13 protein-coding genes are annotated in these 16,192 nt (G+C 64.9%); 4 read left to right on the forward strand and 9 right to left on the reverse strand.

Going from position 1 to position 16,192, the window contains the following annotated elements:
- Positions 1-2: 2 nt before the first annotated feature.
- From folP to KR767_RS15280, 3 genes are read left to right on the forward strand one after another with little or no spacing between them, the layout of a single operon-like run.
- Positions 3-908 carry a dihydropteroate synthase gene (gene folP / locus KR767_RS15270; protein WP_250876860.1) on the forward strand — a complete coding sequence of 302 codons (906 nt, stop codon included), beginning with the start codon at positions 3-5 and terminating at the stop codon, positions 906-908.
- Positions 909-956: 48 nt separating this feature from the next.
- Complete coding sequence (gene glmM / locus KR767_RS15275) at positions 957-2,363, forward strand: phosphoglucosamine mutase (RefSeq protein ID WP_166948439.1); 1,407 nt, start codon at positions 957-959, stop codon at positions 2,361-2,363.
- 17 nt (positions 2,364-2,380) lie between these two features.
- Positions 2,381-3,316 carry an isopenicillin N synthase family dioxygenase gene (locus tag KR767_RS15280; protein WP_166948437.1) on the forward strand — a complete coding sequence of 312 codons (936 nt, stop codon included), beginning with the start codon at positions 2,381-2,383 and terminating at the stop codon, positions 3,314-3,316.
- Between the two features lie 283 nt (positions 3,317-3,599).
- Here KR767_RS15280 and KR767_RS15285 read toward each other — a convergent pair whose 3' ends face one another.
- From KR767_RS15285 to KR767_RS15305, 5 genes are all read right to left on the reverse strand, one after another.
- Complete coding sequence (locus KR767_RS15285; RefSeq protein ID WP_250876861.1) at positions 3,600-4,496, reverse strand: DMT family transporter; 897 nt, start codon at positions 4,494-4,496, stop codon at positions 3,600-3,602.
- Positions 4,497-4,697: 201 nt separating this feature from the next.
- A complete protein-coding gene (locus KR767_RS15290; protein WP_250876862.1) occupies positions 4,698-6,845 on the reverse strand; it encodes an AsmA family protein in 2,148 nt (715 codons plus the stop codon).
- Between the two features lie 195 nt (positions 6,846-7,040).
- The gene (locus KR767_RS15295) at positions 7,041-7,790 is read right to left on the reverse strand and encodes a siderophore-interacting protein (RefSeq protein WP_250876863.1); all 750 of its coding nucleotides are present in this window, start codon (positions 7,788-7,790) and stop codon (positions 7,041-7,043) included.
- Complete coding sequence (locus tag KR767_RS15300; protein WP_250876864.1) at positions 7,787-8,419, reverse strand: PadR family transcriptional regulator; 633 nt, start codon at positions 8,417-8,419, stop codon at positions 7,787-7,789. The genes KR767_RS15295 and KR767_RS15300 overlap by 4 nt, the downstream gene beginning before the upstream one ends.
- 160 nt (positions 8,420-8,579) lie before the next feature.
- The gene (locus KR767_RS15305) at positions 8,580-9,551 is read right to left on the reverse strand and encodes a thioredoxin family protein (RefSeq protein WP_250876865.1); all 972 of its coding nucleotides are present in this window, start codon (positions 9,549-9,551) and stop codon (positions 8,580-8,582) included.
- Positions 9,552-9,669: 118 nt separating this feature from the next.
- Here KR767_RS15305 and KR767_RS15310 point away from each other — a divergent pair, with 118 nt between their 5' ends.
- Positions 9,670-11,187 carry a fumarate hydratase gene (locus KR767_RS15310; RefSeq protein WP_166948608.1) on the forward strand — a complete coding sequence of 506 codons (1,518 nt, stop codon included), beginning with the start codon at positions 9,670-9,672 and terminating at the stop codon, positions 11,185-11,187.
- 156 nt (positions 11,188-11,343) lie between these two features.
- Here KR767_RS15310 and KR767_RS15315 read toward each other — a convergent pair whose 3' ends face one another.
- The 4 genes from KR767_RS15315 to KR767_RS15330 all read right to left on the reverse strand — a co-directional run bounded on the left by KR767_RS15315 (position 11,344) and on the right by KR767_RS15330 (position 16,176).
- Positions 11,344-12,330: an acetate/propionate family kinase gene (locus KR767_RS15315; protein WP_250876866.1), complete on the reverse strand. Its 987-nt coding sequence runs from the start codon at positions 12,328-12,330 to the stop codon at positions 11,344-11,346.
- A 236-nt stretch (positions 12,331-12,566) separates the two neighbouring features.
- Positions 12,567-14,927, reverse strand: coding sequence for a phosphoketolase family protein (locus tag KR767_RS15320; RefSeq protein WP_250876867.1), 2,361 nt, complete (start codon positions 14,925-14,927; stop codon positions 12,567-12,569).
- Positions 14,928-15,004: 77 nt separating this feature from the next.
- Entirely contained in the window at positions 15,005-15,871 is an 867-nt protein-coding gene (locus KR767_RS15325; protein ID WP_250876868.1) for a restriction endonuclease, read from the reverse strand.
- A 68-nt stretch (positions 15,872-15,939) separates the two neighbouring features.
- Positions 15,940-16,176, reverse strand: coding sequence for a hypothetical protein (locus KR767_RS15330; RefSeq protein ID WP_166948421.1), 237 nt, complete (start codon positions 16,174-16,176; stop codon positions 15,940-15,942).
- Between the last annotated feature and the right edge of the window lie 16 nt (positions 16,177-16,192).

The following is a 16,192-nucleotide window of genomic DNA, read 5'->3' on the forward strand; positions in this document are numbered from 1 at the left end:
CCATGAACTTCGCCCCCTTCGCCGCCACCCTCGACTGCAACGGCCGCGCCCTGGTGCTCGACCGGCCACGGGTCGCAGGCATCGTCAACGTCACCCCGGACTCGTTCTCCGACGGCGGCCGGCACGACACCCTCGAAGCGGCCTATGCGCATGCGATGCGCCTGGCAGAAGAGGGGGCCGACATGCTCGACATCGGCGGCGAGTCCACCCGGCCGGGTGCAGACGAGGTTTCCGCGGAAGAAGAAATCCGCCGCGTGGTGCCACTGATCGAACGCCTTGCGGCCGCCACGACGCTGCCGATCTCGATCGACACATCCAAGCCCGAGGTGATGCGTGCGGCGGTGGGCGCGGGCGCAGGCATGATCAACGACGTGTTCGCGCTGCGCCGCGAAGGCGCGCTGGACGCCGCCGCCGAACTACGGGTGCCCGTGTGCCTCATGCATATGCAGGGCGAACCGCGCGGCATGCAGGATGCCCCCTCCTACGACGACGTGGTGGGCGAGGTACATCGCTTCCTCACCGACCGCCTGTTTGCCTGCGAGCTGGCCGGCATCGACCGCCGCCGCGTGCTGGTGGACCCCGGTTTCGGGTTCGGCAAGGATCTGGACCACAATCTGACCCTGCTGCGGGCGATGGGGCGATTCGCCGAGCTGGGCGCCGGCGCCTATGCAGGGCTGTCGCGAAAGTCGATGATCGGCAGCCTCACCGGTCGCACCGAGCCGGCCGACCGCGCGGCGGGCTCCGTCGCCGCGGCCCTCATTGCCGTGCAGCGGGGCGCCATCATGGTCCGCGTCCACGATGTGGCACCCACGGTAGACGCCCTGGCCGTCTGGGCCGCGGTGAAGGCCGGCGACACGGCACCCAGGATCGACAAGCCCACGATGCCGCGCTGGCCGGACGACGACTGAGTCCACATGACGGCGTATGATCCGTCGTCCCAGCAAGGAGTTAGAGCCATGAGCGAACGTAAATACTTCGGCACGGATGGCATCCGGGGCCGGGTGGGCAGCTATCCGATCAGCGCCGATTTCATCCTCAGGCTTGGCCGCGCCGCTGGCGCCGTCCTGGCGCGCCGCCGCGCCGCGGATCGTCGTCCGGCAGGTGTCGCCGGTCCCGATCGCCGCGACCACAGCCGCAAGGTCCTTGTCGTCATCGGCAAGGACACCCGCGTCTCCGGTTACATGTTCGAATCCGCCCTTGAGGCCGGACTGGTCGCCTCCGGCGCCGACGTCCGTCTGCTCGGTCCCATGCCCACCCCCGGCGTGGCCTACCTCACGCGCTCGTTGCGCGCCGATGCCGGCATCGTCATCAGTGCTTCGCACAACCCGCATCAGGACAACGGCATCAAGTTTTTCTCCGGCCAGGGCGAAAAACTCGATGACGAACTTGAGGCCGAGATCGAGGCGGAACTGGAGGCCGACTTTGCGACGGTGCCTTCGGAAACACTGGGCAAGGCCAGTCGCGTCGACGATGCCGTGACCAAGTACGCCGAGTTCTGCAAGTCCACCGTCAACGACGATTTCTCCCTGCGCGGCATGAAGCTCGTGCTTGATTGCGCGCATGGCGCGACCTACCAGGTTGCCCCCAAGGTTTTCCGTGAACTGGGTGCGGAGGTCTCCACCATTGGTGCCGAGCCCGATGGCCTGAACATCAATCGCGACGTCGGCTCGACAGCGCCGGATGCGCTGGCGCGCGCCGTAGTGGAGCGGGGCGCGGATCTCGGCATTGCCTTCGATGGCGATGGCGACCGCGTGCGCATCGTTGACCAGGATGGCAGTGTCACCGATGGCGACGACATGCTCTACGTCATTGCGCGCCACTGGAAGAAAAAGGCCGCGTTGCCGGGCCCCGTGGTGGGCACGCTGATGAGCAACTACGGCCTGCAGCGCGCGCTCAAGCAGATGGATATCCCGTTCGTCCGCGCCAACGTGGGCGACCGTTACGTGCTCCAGCAGCTTAAGGAGCATGGTGGTGCGCTCGGCGGCGAAACATCCGGCCACGTGCTGTGCCTGGACCGCTTCACCACCGGCGATGGCATCGTGGCCGCACTAGCGCTGCTCGAAGCCCTCGTGGACGACGGTGAAACCTTCGCGCAGGCACGCGCGGGTCTGGTCAAATTGCCGCAGACGATGATCAACGTCCGGGTGGAGGGCGCCAAGGCGGCGCTCGGCACCGACACCGTGAAACAGGCGCTGGCCGAGGTAGAGAACGTGTTGGAAGGCCGCGGCCGCGTGGTACTGCGCGCCTCGGGCACCGAGCCGCTGGTGCGCGTCACGATCGAGGCGGCCGACGCCGCGGAAGTGGAACGGCTGGCGGCGCAGCTCGCCAACGCCGTAAAATCGGCGGCCCAGGCCGCTGCCTGAGCCAACGCAGAGATCCCATGAAGAAGGTACCCACCCTCGACATCCGTCGCTACGACACCGATCGCGACGCCTTCGTCGCCGAACTCGGCGCCGCCTATCGTGAATTCGGCTTCTGCTGCATCAGCGGCCACGGTATCCCGAAGGAAGCCATCGACGGTGCGTACGACGCCTTCAAGCGCTTCTTCGCGCTGCCCGACGAGACCAAGCGCAAGTACCACATCCCCGGCGGCGGCGGTGCGCGCGGCTACACCCCCTTCAAGGTGGAAACCGCGAAGGATTCCAAATTCGCCGATCTCAAGGAGTTCTGGCACATCGGTCGCGAGATTCCGCGCGACTCGAAGTTCGCCGACGTGATGCCGCCCAACGTGTGGCCGGTGGAAGTGCCCGACCTGAAGGACAAGGGCTACGGCATCTACGAGGCGCTGGACCAGCTCGGCGCGCGCGTGCTGCGCGCCCTGGCCCTGCACATCGACCTGCCGGAGAACTTCTTCGACGACAAGGTGAACGTGGGCAACTCCATCCTGCGCCCGATCCACTATCCGCCCATCACGCAGACCGACGTGCCCAACGTGCGTGCCGGTGCGCATGAGGACATCAACTTCATCACGTTGCTGGTCGGTGCCAGCACGGCGGGCCTGGAAGTGCTCACCCGCGAGGGCGACTGGCTGCCGATCACCAGCGAAGGCGATGCCATCGTGGTGAACATCGGCGACATGCTGCAGCGCCTCACCAACCACGTCTACCCGTCCACCACCCACCGGGTCACGAATCCGAAGGGCGATGCCGCTCGCCAGCCGCGCTACTCGGTGCCGTTCTTCCTGCATCCGAACCCGGATGTGGTGCTCGACGTACTGCCTTCCTGCATCACGCCGGACAATCCGAAGCGCTATGAGACGCCGATCACGGCGCACGAGTATCTTCAGGAACGTCTGCGCGAGATCAAGCTGATCTGACCGCGGCTTAGCGGGTTTTTCACCGGGAGGGTCGGAACATCCACCCTCCCGGTTCCGTTTTCCGGAGATACCGATGCCTTCACGCCCGCGCCCCAGCAAGCGCGCCAAGCGCTCTGCACCTCGTTCCAAGGCCCAGCGCGCCCGCCGCCTGCGCACGGTGCGCGCCCGCGGCCGCGCCTGAGGCAAACGCTCCCCTGTAGGAGCGCGCCTGCGCGCGACCGCTGCGGAGCTATGCATTCACGGCTCCGCAGCGGTCGCGCGCAGGCGCGCTCCTACAAAAGATCTAGGGAGCGATCACATCCCCCACATCCGCTCGCTCTGCGCGATGCAGCCACGGATGCACGAACACCGCCCCCAGGATCACCGCCACGCCCAGATAGAACGTCCAGGCCAGCTCCCGCTGCTCACTCAGTAACGGAATGGCGAAGACGATGGCGTAGACCGGCTCAAGATTGGTGATCATCTGCGTGGCAAAGGCCGACATGTGCCGAAGCGCGGCCAGCAGCGTCGCGAACGGCAGCAGGGTGCAGCCAAAGGCCAGTAATAGTAGCAGCCAGGTGTCGTGCAGGTCGGGCAGCACGAAGGCCGGATGCGCGAAGAAGGGCGCAAGCATGGTGAGGAACAGCGTGCCGGTGCCCAGTTCAAGGCAGGTGGCGGTGAAGATGTCGGCACGGTCGGCCAGCCGCTTGTTGATGGCGGCGAAGATGGCCACCAGCAACGCAGACAGCACGCCCACCGCCAGTCCCAGCCGCATGCTGCCCGGCATGCCTCCGGCGACCAGGGCCACCCCGGGAATCACGGCCACGCCGATCAGCAGTTCACGCGGATCGAACCGCCGCCGGGCGATCCAGGGTTCTACCAGGGCGAGAAAGACCGGTGCCGTCGCGAGGCAGGTAGCGGCGACCGAGGCGTTGGCCATTTTCACGGCGCCGTAGAAAGTCAGCCAGTGCAGTGCCACCGTGACACCAGCCCCGGCGTAGGCCAGGCGAAGACGCCCGGACATGGCCCGCAGGCCGCGCCATACGCGAGGCAGACAGAGCAGGGCCACCGACACCAGGCCCATGCGCCACCACACCAGGGGCAGTGCGGGCAGGGTGATGAGCTTGCCGAGGATGGCGGTAAAACCCCAGAGAATCACGCAGAGGTGGACCTGGAGATGGGCTTTGCGGGTCGGGGTCATGAACCATATCGATGCAGGAGCGCGCCCTGCGCGCGGCTCTCCGGGCATCATACGGGTTCGGTGTGTCGGGAAACTGCCTCGATCTTTCGCTCTGGACCGGTCGCGCGCGAGGCGCGCTCCTACAAGGCAACGCGGACACCATCGCGGCGAGCGCTTGTGTAGGAGCGCGCCTTGCGCGCGACCGATCCGAAGGCCGTACCGCTATTTCTTCTTCGCCCCCGGAGGCGGCGCCTTCGGCGGACTGTTCTTGAGGTCATCCAGCAACGGCCGGCACTGCGCCGCATTGGCCTTGCCGCTCTCCGGTACCGCCAGCGGCGCCAGCGCGGCCACGGGCGCGGCGAACACCGCCAGTGCCACCGCACCGCCACCACGCAGGATCAGCGGCCCCGGATGCACGCCCGGCGACGGGTCCTTGAAGGTGCCATGCACATACAGCGGCGAGCGCAGCGAGAACAGCCGGAAACCCTTGGTATGCGGCACGATGTCCAGGTCGAGCTTCTCGGTCCGGAAATCGATGGTGCCGTTGACGTTGATAAGCGCCTTCTCCGTATCAAAGGCAAACAGCCGCGACTCCATCACGCCGTTGGTGGACACCAGATCGGCCGCCATGCAATTGATCTTCACCACGTCGTCGCCAAACATCTTGTTGACCACGTAATTGCCGACGTTGAGGCCGGCGATCTCCAGCAGCGACGAGCTGATGGCACCGTCGTTGATAAGCAGCTTCACTTCGCCGTTCGAGCTGCCCAGCAGCGCTGCCGGCGAGTTGCCGGTAGCCGTCAGCGACGCGTCGCCGTTCATTTCGCCGAACGCCGTCTGCATCGGGGCGAAGGTGGGAAACAGTTCCTTGAGTTTCAGATGCCGCGCGCCAAGGTTGAGCCGGCCCTTCATCGGTTCGGTGGAACCATCGAGGCGGATATTGCTGCCCACGGTGCCGCCCGCCACACCAAACTTGAGCGGATCGAGCGTCAGCACCGCATCCTTCATCACCAGATGGGTATCGAGGTTCTGGATCGGCAGGCGTTCGCCATGGATGATCTTCGCGCCCGTGAAGTGCACATCTGCATCCATGGCATTCCAGCGGTCCGTCTTGAACGGTTCCACGGGAAGTACCTTGTCCGCCGGCTGCTTCACTGCGTCGCCCCGCTCGGCTTTTTCCTTGTCCGAACCCCCGCCGATCAGCGGCGCCAGGTCGCTGAACAGCAACTGATTGGACTTCAGCGTGCCCGTGAGGCTGGGGCGCGGCCCGCTGGTGGCAAAGGTGAGCGTGCCGCCCAGGTCGCTACCGCCGACCTTGCCGGAGAAGTTCTCATACGTGAAGGTGCTGGCGCCCTTCTTCAGGCTGGCCTTCAGGTGGCCTTCCGTCGCGAACGGTGGCGTATCGGGCAGCGTCACACCGGTGAGGTCGTACAGATGCGACATGCTGGTGCCGGAAAACCACAGGCGGATATCCAGCGCACCCAGGTTCATCGGCTCAGTGAGCGTGCCGACGAAGGCAATATGCGTATCGCCGAAGCGCGCATCGGCCTGCACCGGGAACGGGCGGTTGCCATCGCGCAGAGCCAGCACGCCGCCGGTACGTGCCTTGGCCGACACGGTGGATTTCTTGTAGGTGCCTTTCGCATCCCACGCGAAGTAATAGGTCTGCTGCTGTTTCGTGGTGTCCTGGCGGTCCTTTTCGTCCGCATCACCCTTGGCCATGGTCTTCGCGCTGGCACCGGTGGTCTTGCTTGCCTGCGCGCGCGAGTCCTTCTCCTGCTGCGCCATGATCTCGTCGAAGGGAATGCCGCGACCCAGTGGCGTCACGTCCACGCCCATGTCGATCTGGTTCTGCGCATCGGCGTAATCGATATGCCCCTTGTCGAAGGCAATTGCGTCGATCCGCAGGTTCCATTCCGAGGGGCCGCTGCTTTCCGGTAGCTTGAAGGTCCAGGTGTTTTCGCCTGTCTTCTGCCGTTGCAGATAGACGTTGGGTTGCCCCAGGCGAATCTCGGGCACCACGATGTCGTGGCTTATGAGAGGAAAGGGTGCAAGGCGGAACTGGATGGAATCCAGTGTGGCGAACTGCTTGCTTTTCGCCCAGTCGGGGTTTGCGACGGTGATGTCGCGCGCCAGGAAGTGCGGCCAGGGGATCAGCCCCACCAGGCCACCTTCGCCGGGCTCCCGCGACCAGTGCGCGGAGAGGTCACCGTTGATGGCGAACGGACGTCCGATGGCCTGGGATACCTTGTCATTGATAAAGGGCTTCAGCCGGTTCCAGTCGAAAAAGGCGATGAACAGCATGATCGCCACGATCAGCAGGACGATGATTCCCAGTATCCACGCCAGTATTTTCCTGCCACGCCGCATGCCATCCTCCTCACCAGTCTCACGAAGGCATGGATAACGCCCCGGGTGGCAAGGTTATGTGTTTGCGCTCCCCAGCGGTTAAGCGACGTCAAACCCCCGTGTAGGAGCGCGCCTGCGCGCGACCGGTTGTCGCGAAACGCTTCATCGTTTCGATTCCACCGGTCGCGCGCAGGCGCGCTCCTACAGGAGCTGGGGTCAGGCTTGCCAGTAGCCTGTGGTTTTTACCCAGTCCTTGTCGATGTCACGTTGCTCGACGAGCAGTGAACGTAGCTGGCGAGCGCGCTTCGACTCCGTGGCTACCCACCAGAAGGTATCGCCCTGGGGGATAGGGAGTGTCGCGAGCGCTTCATCAAGTGAGGGCGACTCCCCGCGCACAAACCATCGCACTTCACGCGCGAGGTCCTGCTTCTCTTCGGCAGAGGCAATTTCAGCCAGCACGGTGACCTGCGTGCCCTCCGGCATTTCTTCCAGCCACCGGCCGATGGCTGGCAGGGCCGTCTCGTCGCCAACCAGCACATAGTGATCGAAGTCGGCCGGCACGATCATCGACCCGCGTGGCCCGCCCACGCCCACCTTGTCGCCGACCTTTGCCTTCTCCGCCCAGGTCGAGGCGGGGCCGTCACCGTGGATCACAAAGTCGAGATCCAGTTCGAGGGATTCCGCACGGAACTGGCGCGGCGTGTAATCGCGGGCCGGGGAGGGCTCCTTGCCCTGCGGGTAAAGCGGGCCGTCCGGCGTCATCGTCGGCAGGTTGAACTCACCGGCCGAGGTGGGCAGGAAGACTTTTACATGGTCGTCCGGCGAGGCGCTGGGAAAGCCCGCCAGCTCCGGGCCATGGACCGTGATCCGTATCATGTGCGGGGTGATCCGGACGACGCGGGTGACCTCCAGGATACGCATCTTCACGTCATGACGAACGCGCTGGATCAGGTGCTTTTCGCTCATCCCTGGCGCTCCGCAATGGCCTTGGCGGCGCTGGCGACGATCGCGGCCACGCGGCGAATCTCGGCCTCGTCCCACGACTTGTGATGGTTGAGCAGCTGGTGCTTCAGGGTATGCATGGCCTCGCGGACACCCTCGGGCACACCCATGCGGCGCATATGGCGCGACATGACCTGCAGGCGTTCGGTCAGGGCATCGAGGGCGTCGCGGTTCTCTTCGAGGAAGGCACGACCCTCGTCGGTGATGGCATAGAGCTTCTTGCCACCGGTCTCGGCCTCGACACGGGCATAGCCCAGCTCTTCGAGCATGGTCAGGGTGGGGTAGATGGCGCCGGGGCTGGGGCTGTACTGGCCTTCGAACATTTCCTCGATGGTGCGGATCAGCTCGTAGCCGTGGCGCGGCTGCTCCTCGATGAGGGCAAGCAGCAGCAGGCGCAGGTCGCCATTACCGAACATGCGGCCGCCGAACCGGCCACCGCCACGGCCCCCGCGACGACCGTCGCCCTCGTCAAAGCCGAAATGGTGGCCGCCGCCACCGAAGCGACCGCCACGGCCGATGGCCGAGACATGCTCGTGGAAACGGTCGTGGCAGCGCTCCTGGAAGTGGCGCCTGGCGTGATGGAAGAAGTGCATGGGTGCTCTCCGATATATCGTACGTAGTGTTCGTACGATATATCTTAAGAAACACTCTTGCAAGCACCCCCCCCTGTAGGAGCGCGCCTTGCGCGCGACCGGTGGGGCCATGGCGCCCGGCCACACCGGTCGCGCGCAAGGCGCGCTCCTACAAGTAAGTTCAGCCGAAGGTGAAGGTGAAGGCGTGGAAGTTGGCCTTGGGGACCTTGATCGTCAGCACGTGGTCCTTGTAGCCATCCCCATCGAACAGGGTGTAGAGCATCGACTTCTGCACGGTGACCGGCGGCTGCGGTTTGCCATCGACCAGCACTTCCACAGTGACCGGGTCATTGGCGCTGGCCACCATGTGCACCTTCTTCGCCTTGAAATGCAGGCGGATCTCACCGCTGGCGCCGACCAGGCTGGCATTCTCCCGGCCGATCTCCCAGCGCCCCACCAGGGCGAACTTGTTCAGGTCCAGGCGCGAGGGGGCGGTGAAGTCGCGCACGCCCGTGCGGGCACCTTCCGGGCTGGCATTGTTCTCGCTGCGGTCGCTGCCGAAATACATCTCCGGCGAGCCGAGCTGGGTGAAGTCCGGCGCGTCCTTGTCCATTTCGGCCTTGTCGTCGGCCAGCTTCGGCAGACCCAGCAGCGTGCGGATCGCGTTTTCCATCTCGGCGTAGTTGCCCTCGCCATAATGGTGCGCAATGACATTGCCGCGCTGGTCCACCAGGTATTCGGCCGGCCAGTACTTATTGTCCCAGGCGTCCCAGGTGGCCAGGTCGTTGTCCTGCGCCACCGGGTAGTTGATGTGGTAGCGGGCGATGGCGTCGCGGACGTTGGCTTCCTGCTTCTCGAACGGGAATTCCGGCGAATGCACGCCGATCACCACCAGGCCCTTGTCCTTGTACTGGTCGTACCAGCGGGTGACATGGGGCAGGGTGCGCAGGCAGTTGATGCAGGAGTACGTCCAGAAGTCGATCAGCACGACCTTGCCGCGCAGCTGCTTCATGGTGAGCGGCTTCGAGTTCTGCCAGGCCTCGATGCCGGCGAATTCCGGGGCGGTCTGCGCTGCGGCGGCCGGGCGGGCGGCGCCAAGCGCGGTGACGACGAGTGCGACGGCCAGCAGGGCGTTACGGAACGGGTGGCGCATGGGAACTCCGTGGTTCTTGGGGGTGCGTGGAGCAGACCGGGGGATACGCCAGCACCTTACACCCGCCCGGTGCGCTAAAATGGCTGCTTTGCCAGCCGCACGAGCCAGCCGTAGCGCCATGACCTCGATCAAGCAGGACGACCTCATCCAGAGCGTCGCAGACGCCCTCCAGTACATCTCGTACTACCACCCGGTGGACTACATCCGGAACCTCTCCGCCGCCTACGAGCGCGAAGAGTCCCCGGCGGCGAAAGACGCCATCGCCCAGATCCTCATCAACTCGCGCATGTGCGCCGAGGGCCATCGCCCGATCTGCCAGGACACCGGCATCGTCACCGTCTTCCTCAAGGTCGGCATGAACGTGCGTTGGGACGACGCCACGATGGGCGTGGAAGACATGGTCAACGAAGGCGTGCGTCGCGCCTACAACCATCCGGACAACAAGCTGCGCGCCTCCGTGCTGGCTGATCCGGCCGGCAAGCGCATGAACACCCGCGACAACACGCCGGCCGTGGTCAACGTGTCGATCGTGCCGGGCGACAAGGTCGACGTCATCGTCGCCGCCAAGGGCGGTGGCTCGGAAGCCAAGTCGAAGTTCGCCATGCTCAATCCGTCCGACTCCATCGTGGACTGGGTCATCAAGACCGTGCCGACCATGGGCGCCGGCTGGTGCCCGCCGGGCATGCTCGGCATCGGCATCGGCGGCACCGCCGAGAAGGCGATGCTGCTGGCGAAGGAGGCTCTCATGGAGCCGATCGACATCGTCGACCTGATCGCCCGCGGTCCGTCCAACCGTGCCGAAGAGCTGCGCCTTGAGTTGTATGAAAAGGTCAACGCGCTCGGCATCGGTGCGCAGGGCCTGGGTGGCCTCACCACCGTGCTCGACATCAAGGTGAAGGATTACCCCACTCACGCGGCCAACCTGCCGGTGGCGATGATTCCGAACTGCGCCGCCACGCGTCACGCACACTTCGTGCTCGATGGTTCCGGCCCGGTCGCGCTCGATCCGCCGTCGCTGGAAGACTGGCCGAAGCTCACCTACGACTCGTCGAAGGGTCGCCGCGTGAATCTCGACACGATTACCCGCGAGGAAGTGGCCAGCTGGAAGCCGGGCGAGGTGATCCTGCTCAACGGCAAGCTGCTCACGGGCCGCGACGCTGCGCACAAGCGCATGATCGACATGCTCAACCGTGGCGAAACGCTGCCGGTGGACTTCACCAATCGCTTCATCTACTACGTGGGCCCGGTCGATCCGGTGCGCGACGAAGTGGTGGGCCCGGCCGGCCCCACCACGGCCACGCGCATGGACAAGTTCACCCGCCAGATGCTGGAAACCACCGGCCTGCTGGGCATGGTGGGCAAGTCCGAGCGTGGCCCCATCGCCATCGATGCCATCCGTGACAACAAGGCCGTCTACCTGATGGCCGTGGGTGGCGCCGCCTACCTCGTGTCGAAGGCGATCAAGGCCTCGCGCGTGCTGGCCTTCGAAGACCTGGGCATGGAAGCGATCTACGAGTTCGAGGTGAAGGACATGCCGGTGACCGTGGCCGTGGACAGCCAGGGCACCTCGGTACACCAGACCGGCCCGAAGGAATGGCGTACGAAGATCGGCAAGATCCCCGTCGTCGTCGAATAACTCATGTAGGAGCGCGCCTTGCGCGCGACCACTACGAAGCCATGCATTCACGGCCTCGTACCGGTCGCGCGCAAGGCGCGCTCCTACAGGGTATGCAAGAGCCTCCCCGGTAAGCGACCTCGCCACCGAAGGGGTAGGATCCGAGCGCATCGGCGATTACGACGAAGCGAGGCGCCACGTGTGTCTCGCGATCTGCTCGTCCTCTTCCGTGCGTATCACCCGGCATTCGAATGGCCCGATCCAGCGCAATCCATCCAGGATCGCCGCGCGCGTCACCGCGTCGTTTTCTCCGATGCCTCCGGTGAACACCAGCAGGTCGATGCCACCCAGCGAGGCAACCATCGACGCGATCTGCTTGCGTGCCACGTGCACGAAGACATCCTGCGCCAGCCTTGATGCCTCGTTGTCCATCTCGTGGAGCCTGCGCATGTCGCTCGTGCCACCCGACAGGCCCTTCAGGCCCGACTCGCGATCCACCAGCTTTTCCAGCCGCGCGGCGTCGTAGCCGCGTTCGCGCATCAGGTAAAGCAGCACCCCGGGGTCGAGATCGCCAGGCCGCGTCCCCATGACGATGCCGCCCGTGGGCGTGAGTCCCATCGTGGTATCCACCGACTTGCCGTCCAGTACGGCACACAGGCTGGCGCCATTGCCCAGGTGCGCGATCACCGTTCGCGACGGCAGGGCATCGCCCAGTTGTCGCACGATCGATTCGTACGACAATCCATGAAACCCATAGCGCTCGATGCCGCCTTCGCGCAGGTCGGCGGGAAGCGGCAGCGTCTTCGCCACGAGGGGCAGGGTGGCATGGAAGGCCGTATCGAAGCAGGCCACCTGCGGTATGCCGGGAAACGCTTCGCGTGCCCGCGTCACCATCTCCATGGCTGGCGGTACATGCAGCGGTGCGAATGCCTTGGCTTCCTCCAGCCGTTCCATCAGGTCGTCGTCTATGAGCGCATGCTCGCGGATATTGGGGCCACCGTGCACGATGCGATGTCCCACGGCGTCGGGCATGGGCAGGTCACGCTCATGCAGTGCTTTCAGGATATCTGCCACCGGGTCGGCATCACCCCTCGGCGCATCGGCCTGCGCGGTGAAAAGAGCTTCGCAATGATCATCCTTTACCCGGTAGAAACCGTACTTCAACGAAGACGATCCGACGTTCAGGGCCAGCACTCCGTGCGTATCAGCGGCTTCGCCTGTACCTGTCGCGCGCAGGCGCGCTCCTACAGAGGGTGGCGCGACCTTGTCGCCCCCCGCCCCTTGTAGGAGCGCGCCTCGCGCGCGACCCCCACCTGCAAAAGGCTGGGTGACATGGTTGGCGCTTTGCTCCTGTAGGAGTGCGCCTCGCGCGCGACCGCTCTCCACGAGCAACCCCCCAGTCACACCTCCCCCTTCCACTGCCAATCCCTCACCTCCGGCAGATCCTGCCCATGCTCACTCACGTACAGCTTGTGCCGCTGTATATCCGACCAATACCGTTGCTTCGCCTTCTCGCGCTCTCCCGCAAGCCGCGGCACGCGATTGATCACATCCAATGCCAGCTGGAAGCGATCCATATTGTTCAGCACCATCATGTCCAGCGCCGTCGTCGTGGTGCCTTCTTCCTTGTAGCCACGCACATGGAAATTGTCGTGGTTGTGCCGGCGATAGGTCAGCTTGTGCACGATGCCCGGGTACCCATGGAATGCAAAGATCACCGGGCGATCCTTCGTGAACAGGTCATCGAAGACATCATCGTCCATGCCATGCGGATGCTCGTCCGGTGTTTCCAGCGACATCAGGTCCACCACGTTGACCACGCGGATGCGGATGTCCGGCACGTACTCGCGCAGCAACATCACGGCGGCCAGTACTTCCACGGTAGGCGCATCGCCGGCACAGGCCATCACCACGTCCGGGTCGTCGCCACCGCGGCCGGCCCATTCCCAGATGCCGGCGCCCGCCGTGCAGTGGCGCACGGCCGTTTCCATGTCCAGCCACTGCCAGTCCGGCTGCTTGCCGGCCACGATCACGTTGACGTAGTGACGGCTGCGCAGGCAGTGATCCGCCACCGACAGCAGGCAGTTGGCATCCGGTGGCAGGTAGATGCGCACGATCTCGGATTTCTTGTTCGCCACATGGTCGATGAAGCCCGGATCCTGGTGCGAGAAGCCATTATGGTCCTGGTGCCATACGTGCGAACTCAGCAGGTAGTTCAACGACGCGATCGGCGGCCGCCAGGCCATCTGACGGGTGACCTTCAGCCACTTCGCGTGCTGGTTGAACATGGAGTCGATGATATGGATGAAGGCCTCGTAGCAGGAGAAGAATCCGTGCCGCCCGGTGAGCAGGTAGCCTTCGAGCCAGCCCTGGCACTGGTGTTCGCTCAGCATCTCCATCACGCGTCCATCGGGCGAAAGATCCGTGTCCACGTCCTCGTATGAGCCAAGCCAGGTCTTGTCGCTGACCTCGTACACGGCTTCCAGCCGGTTCGATGCCGTCTCGTCAGGGCCGAACAGGCGGAAGGTCTGCATGTTCTGGCGCATCACCTCGCGCAGGAAACGACCAAGCACGCGCGTGGCTTCCGCCTTGTGATCGCCGGGTGTTTTCACATCTTCGGCAAACGGCGCGAAGTGCGGCATGTGCAACGGCTTGAGCAGGCCGCCGCCATTGGCGTGCGGATTCATGCCCATGCGGCGCTGGCCGGTGGGTGCCAGTGAGGCGAATTCCTCGCGAAAACGGCCCTTTTCGTCGAATAGTTCCGTCGGCTCGTAGCTTTTCATCCACGATTCGAGGATGGCGACATGCTCGTCGTTCTCGAATTTCGCGATAGGCACCTGGTGTGCGCGCCATGTGCCTTCCACGGGCTTGCCATCGACCACCTTCGGGCCGGTCCAGCCCTTGGGCGAACGCAGCACGATCATGGGCCAGCGCGGACGCTTTGCCTCCGAGGCATCGCCTTCGCGTGCTTCCTTCTGGATGCGCGCGATGTCGTCAAGGCAGCGATCCAGCGTGGCCGCAAAGGCCTGGTGCATGGGCTCGAATTCATGGCCTTCGACGAAGTGTGGCTCATAGCCGTAACCGCGCATGAGATCGCGTAGTTCCTCCGGCTCGATGCGCGCCAGTACCGTAGGGTTGGCGATCTTGAAGCCGTTCAGATGCAGGATCGGCAGCACCGCGCCGTCGCGCACCGGATTCAGGAACTTGTTCGAATGCCAGCTCGTCGCCAGTGCGCCGGTTTCTGCTTCACCATCGCCGACGATGCAGGTAACGATGAGGTCGGGATTGTCGAACGCGGCACCGAAGGCATGCGACAGGGAATACCCCAGTTCACCGCCTTCATGGATCGATCCGGGCGTTTCCGGCGCGACGTGACTGGGAATGCCGTAGGGCCAGGAAAACTGGCGGAACAGTTCACGCATGCCCGCGACGCTGCGGTCGATATGCGGGTAGATCTCGGTGTAGGAACCTTCGAGATACGTGTGGGCAACGAGCCCGGGCCCGCCGTGTCCTGGCCCGATCACGTAGATCATGTCCAGGTCGCGCTCGACGATGGCGCGGTTGAGATGGGTGTAGATGAAATTGAGGCCCGTGGTGGTGCCCCAGTGGCCGAGCAGGCGATGCTTGATGTGTTCCTTCGACAACGGCTCGTCGAGCAGGGGATTGTCGCGAAGGTAGATCTGTCCGACGGAGAGGTAGTTGGCGGCACGCCAGTACGCATGCATGCGGCGCAGGAGATCGGGTGACAGCGTTTCGCTCATGAGGCACTTCCGGAAGCCACGGAGACTCCGGCCAGCCTATGCCCCAGGAGATTGCAAGGATGTGAAGCGCGCGAGGATTATCTGGATGAGCCGACTTCGCGCGTGTTGTTTTCCATCACGCGGATGGCCTCGTCGGAGGAATGCGTGACAGGTGACGAGGAGGGCGCGCCACCATGGCTGCGTGCCCGCTCGGCCAGTTCGCGGGCCAGGGCCGGACTATCGGCCGCTGACGTCGTTGCAATGCCGGGCTCCGGTTTTGCCGGTGCCACCGCAAGTGGCGGCGTCGCTGCTGATCCGGTGTCCCTGTGTGCAGGTGGGGTCACGGGTGCGGCGGTGGCTTCGACGGGAGCCTCCACGGCGGTCGGCCGTGACGATATCGCTCGCCAGGCAAACAGGCCCAGCAAGAGCAGGATCACCACGCCGAGCAAGAGGGGCACGAGCCTGGACTGTTCGGTACGTGCGGCACGACGCCGCGCAGGTGCCGCCTTGCGAGCGGCAACGCTGGCGTTGGCCATGCCCGGCATCACGGCATCGAGATGATCGGGAAGCTTCAGCATCACCTTGAGAACGTCGCCATCCACCAGCTGCAGGCGGGGCTGGCGGCGCGCGATGTTGCGGGCCTCGGCGCTGAAGCGGCCGCGCGTGACGAGGATGCCGCCCGTGGAGGCCTCGTTGAGCATGGCGCTCAGCAGTTCGTTGACCTCCTGCGGCGGCACTTCCAGCGTATCCCAGTGCTTGCAGCGGACGATAAGTGACTCGTCACCGCGGCGCAGGCGCAGGTCGAGACCGCTGCCCAGGGCTTTCAGTGACGGTGCCGGCGCGGCGTGTTCCACGCGGTAACCCTGCGCGCGGTAATGCTCCGCGAGCAGGTGCTCGAAATCCTGCCAGCCCAGGCGCGCAAGCGCGTCCTTGCTGCTGGCGGGTGGGGTGTTCGCCGCAAACATGCGTGGATCCCTGCCAGGGTCGAATAAGGGTCAATAATAACGCGGCGTCCACAATGGACGGCAGGGGGTCAGAGCGGGTCGGCAAGCATGGCATCCACGGCACGCTCGATCTGGCCGGGCGTGGCGTCGGGATGCACCACCACGCAGCAGCCACCCTGAACACCGGTATGGGTAGCCACGGGGCAGCAGACCTCGCCATCGACCGCGCGCAGGGCAGGCGGGTTCATGCGCGGCTTGTCGAAAGCCCGCACGATACGGTCGCCGTCCTGTGGCCCCCCGGCCATGATGGTCACCCACTGGTACATGGGTGCAGTATCAGGG

Origin of the sequence: Luteibacter anthropi, assembly GCF_023699965.1 — a bacterium.
In the GTDB taxonomy this organism is placed as follows: Bacteria; Pseudomonadota; Gammaproteobacteria; order Xanthomonadales; family Rhodanobacteraceae; genus Luteibacter; species Luteibacter anthropi.